At 58.9% G+C, this 3,376-nt stretch carries 4 protein-coding genes; 1 reads left to right on the top strand and 3 read right to left on the bottom strand.

The features are described from left to right. The first annotated feature begins 112 nt into the window (after positions 1 to 112). The gene (locus AW06_RS17425) at positions 113 to 568 is read left to right on the top strand and encodes a hemerythrin family protein (RefSeq protein WP_034952773.1); all 456 of its coding nucleotides are present in this window, start codon (positions 113 to 115) and stop codon (positions 566 to 568) included. Positions 569 to 659: 91 nt separating this feature from the next. On the opposite strand, the gene AW06_RS17420 is transcribed toward AW06_RS17425, so the two are convergent. The 3 genes from AW06_RS17420 to AW06_RS21080 form a co-directional block, all read right to left on the bottom strand. Beyond that, the gene (locus AW06_RS17420; protein ID WP_034952777.1) at positions 660 to 983 is read right to left on the bottom strand and encodes a cytochrome c; all 324 of its coding nucleotides are present in this window, start codon (positions 981 to 983) and stop codon (positions 660 to 662) included. Between the two features lie 177 nt (positions 984 to 1,160). Then, positions 1,161 to 1,766, bottom strand: coding sequence for a hypothetical protein (locus AW06_RS17415; RefSeq protein WP_034952771.1), 606 nt, complete (start codon positions 1,764 to 1,766; stop codon positions 1,161 to 1,163). Positions 1,767 to 2,185: 419 nt separating this feature from the next. Beyond that, a complete protein-coding gene (locus AW06_RS21080; RefSeq protein ID WP_138679173.1) occupies positions 2,186 to 2,935 on the bottom strand; it encodes a helix-turn-helix transcriptional regulator in 750 nt (249 codons plus the stop codon). Positions 2,936 to 3,376: the final 441 nt, after the last annotated feature.

Here is a 3,376-nt window from a genome sequence, read left to right as displayed (position 1 = left end):
GATTCATGCGATTGCCCTGCCTTAAATCCGCTTTCTCTGGAATTCTGCAGGTAGACCTTCTATACTGCAGGGATAATAAAAGAGACACATTGGTAACAAGAGGAGACTTGTGATGACCACGTACATTCCCGGCATGCTGCCAGACGGGCTATTGGTCGATTTACCGGAAGTCGACGCTCAGCATGAAGAAATCTTCAACTTCATTGACTTCCTTAAGACCATCTGTTTTGAACACAGTCACATGCCGGTCAACGAGTTCGGCAAACTTCTCGATTACTTCGCGATCCATTTTGCCACCGAAGAACGGATTGCCGAGGAGGTAGGGTTGGATTTCACCGACCATGCCAAGATCCATACCGATACGCTTCGCCTGTTGCACAAGGCTCTCGGTGAAGTCATCAACGGAGGGCAGGACGCGCATTCTTTCCTGCGCTTCTGCGAGTACTGGTTCGAACGTCACATCAGGGAGGATGACAAACTGTTCGTCTCCGCCCTGCAAGGCGGCGATTACGATCGTTCGGTTGGTTACCGGCACGCTGCCAGCCCATGCTTTTCCGCTCAGGCCTGATTGAGCGCTAGCGCCTCGACGGCGGCGCCAGGTGCCCGGCGGGCACGGAAAGCAACGCCGAGCCTTGCCCATATTCGTTTCTGGCAAGCGGTTATTCGGGAAATCCGGCCAGCAACTGTTCGACGATCCAGCGCGCCTCTGCTTCGCTCAGGAAGCGCTGCCAAGGCGGCATCGGCGTCCCTGGCCGACCGTTGTAGATCGTAGCTACCAGCGAATCGACCGGTTTGTTCTGCAGGGACTGTGGTTTCAGCGAGGGTCCAAGACCGCCTTGCAGCGTCATGCCGTGGCACGAGCCACAATCCTGGCGGACCAGATGCACGAGTTGCTTCTGGCGTTCGGCTGACGGTGGCGGTGCCTTTTGCGCGAGCACGGTTGGCGAGCACAGCAGCAATACCAGAAAAAGGCAAGATGGCATGATGAGGCCGCGAGTCAGTTTGCTACTTCGGCAGCGCATGCAACAATAAGCTGAGAAATCCCTCCGGATTCCGTCATTCTGGCGGAAGACCTGATTGAATATCTCATCTCGTCCTCGACTCCTTCCGCTTGCGGGCGAGGGGAGGCTCGTCAGTCGCTGACGCGACGTCCACCTTAATTAAACCCTGGTACTGACGACGTTCCCGACAGATGAGGCGCCGGGCAGGTTGCGGGCGAAGGCCTGCAGAAAGTCGGAAAGCGTTGCATTGCTGCTGCTCCCGCCGGCTGCGCTCAGGAGTTTCTGGAAGCTTTGTTGCAGCGTGCCTGCTGAGGACTCTGACGCTCCGGAGCCGGTCGAATTCCCTGGTGAAGATGCCAGAGTCTCGATCAGTCTCTGCATGTCCGACTGGATATTGTGGCGTTGGTCGTTGGAACTGCCCGCGATGCTGCTGTTCGCGTCTTTTGTGGCGGCCCGAACGCTTTGGGCGTGCAAGGCAGCCATCAGGGTATCCATGAACACGACCAGAGCCTGCGCCGGATCCTCGGTCGATGACGAAGCCGAAGCCGAAGCAGTCTTACCCGAAGTGCTGGAACTGCTGCCGACGCCGATTGTTGCCAAAGCCTGGGTAACTGCGTCGAGCATGCCACCGCCGGAGGGAGGGGCGATAGGCGGGTACGCCTCGGCGCCGTTGCTGGTTTGCGCAGTGTTCGTCTCGCTGTTGCCGATCAGTTGTCCCAGCCGGGAAATCCAGGTGCCTGCACTCAATACGCCGCCAATCAACATATTCTTGTCCTGATAAAAAGTGGATCATCCCGGCCATGCCCCTGACCGCCCGCGGTTGCGGCGCACCCTAAGCTCCGCGCTACAACTTGCACGGTCACGCGAGCAGGAAAAACCGACCTGAGTGCCGCAAGAAGGACAAGCAATTTCTGGGCCAGAAGATCCCGAGATTTCCCGGCTGTGCGCTGATTTCCGTACAATACGTCGGATGCAGGTATAAAAATGCGCCCGCGAGCCGGGTCACTGACAATGGGGTAGGGAGGCAGCGCCCGACATCCTCGCCACCCTCCGAGGCAAGGGCTACCGGCAATCTTTGCCGCCGTTGCCGGTCAGGTCCGTTCTCGCTTGCCCATCAGTACGCGCTCGTCGCTACCCGTCCTGGTGACTGGCAGGCCAGACATACCCGCTGCGGCGTGACCGATTCACTCTGCGCGATCGCTGCCAGCGTTGCTGCTTCGATCCTGGTATCGGGTGCGCAGGGCCATTGCCATCTCGAATGCTGCCTGCGTGAAGCTCAAAATTTCGGCAAATTCCTGGTCGCTAAGCGTACGCGCAGCGTCATTGCTGCGATAGATGTTGACGAACTGGTGTTCGCGAACGGTTTGCAGCACCAGCTTTCCGATGCCCAGTTCTTCGAGACTTTTCCACAACTCGGGATTGGTCGTGCGGGTAAAGCGCATCACGAAACCAACCGGGTCATTACGACCGAAAACCGCTGCCAGGCGCAGAATCAGTTCAAACGACAGGGCGATGCGGCCATTTTCGATGGCCTCGATCAGCGAAGGATCCTTCAAGTCGATAGCGGCACCGACTTCGGCGATCGTCAGTCCGGCTGCCTCGCGCATCGCGCGAATCGCTGCACCGGTCTTGACCCAGGCAGTAGTTTCAGCCATCCCAGGCAGTACCGCCCGCACGACTTCGCTGGCCGCGTCGATCGGATGCCCATCCTGCAACGCCCGGCTGACCTTGCCGGCAGTCTGTAGAGCGCGTCCGGCAACGCCGGTGGCCGCGCTGATGTCCAGCAGCCTGCCGGCCATCGCACGCACCTGATCCACGAGACCTGGTTCGGCGCTTGAGGCAGTGTCGGGCTTCACCCGGGCGTCCAGCTTTCTGCCAATGCGTTTGGCAACAGCGGGCCGGCGTTTTTCCGATGACGAGGGGGGTGTGGTCATATGGTCATCCTGATTAGGACTGGAGCGGGAATTTCCTTGCGGGGTGCACCACGCTGAGGGCGACAGACTGTACGTAGCCATTGTAGCCACAACAGACGCCAAGGCAATCCCGGAACCGAGAATGACGACAGGGGGGTCTTGCATCAGCACATATCTTGTTGTGTCAGCGTGGCGGCTACTGGAATGTCGGGTGTTTCCACGTTCAAGGCACCACCACTTGCGACCGATTCAATTCAGGCGTGCTAATCGTTCCGCTGGACAGAGGCCCGGATTGGGCTTCAACGCGCCATCGTATGCGGCACCAGGCAATGCCCGTAATTCGATTCGGGCGATTCGCTTGGCCGACCATTCCGGCTTGCCGGTCAGCTCGTTCTTGCAACTGAAGTTTAGCCACTCGCAATCGCCCGCGGATGCCGACGACATTCCGGCGCCGCAAAAATT

The organism is Candidatus Accumulibacter cognatus, from assembly GCF_000584975.1.
In the GTDB taxonomy this organism is placed as follows: Bacteria; Pseudomonadota; Gammaproteobacteria; order Burkholderiales; family Rhodocyclaceae; genus Accumulibacter; species Accumulibacter cognatus.
This window is presented reverse-complemented; position numbering and strand designations above follow the sequence as displayed.

Bases quoted from the DNA above. Each gene is read 5' to 3' on its own strand.
- AW06_RS17425 (WP_034952773.1), top strand. From the start codon at position 113: ATGACCACGTACATTCCCGGCATGCTGCCAGACGGGCTATTGGTCGAT.
- AW06_RS17420 (WP_034952777.1), bottom strand. From the start codon at position 983: ATGCCATCTTGCCTTTTTCTGGTATTGCTGCTGTGCTCGCCAACCGTG.
- AW06_RS17415 (WP_034952771.1), bottom strand. From the start codon at position 1,766: ATGTTGATTGGCGGCGTATTGAGTGCAGGCACCTGGATTTCCCGGCTG.
- AW06_RS21080 (WP_138679173.1), bottom strand. From the start codon at position 2,935: ATGACCACACCCCCCTCGTCATCGGAAAAACGCCGGCCCGCTGTTGCC.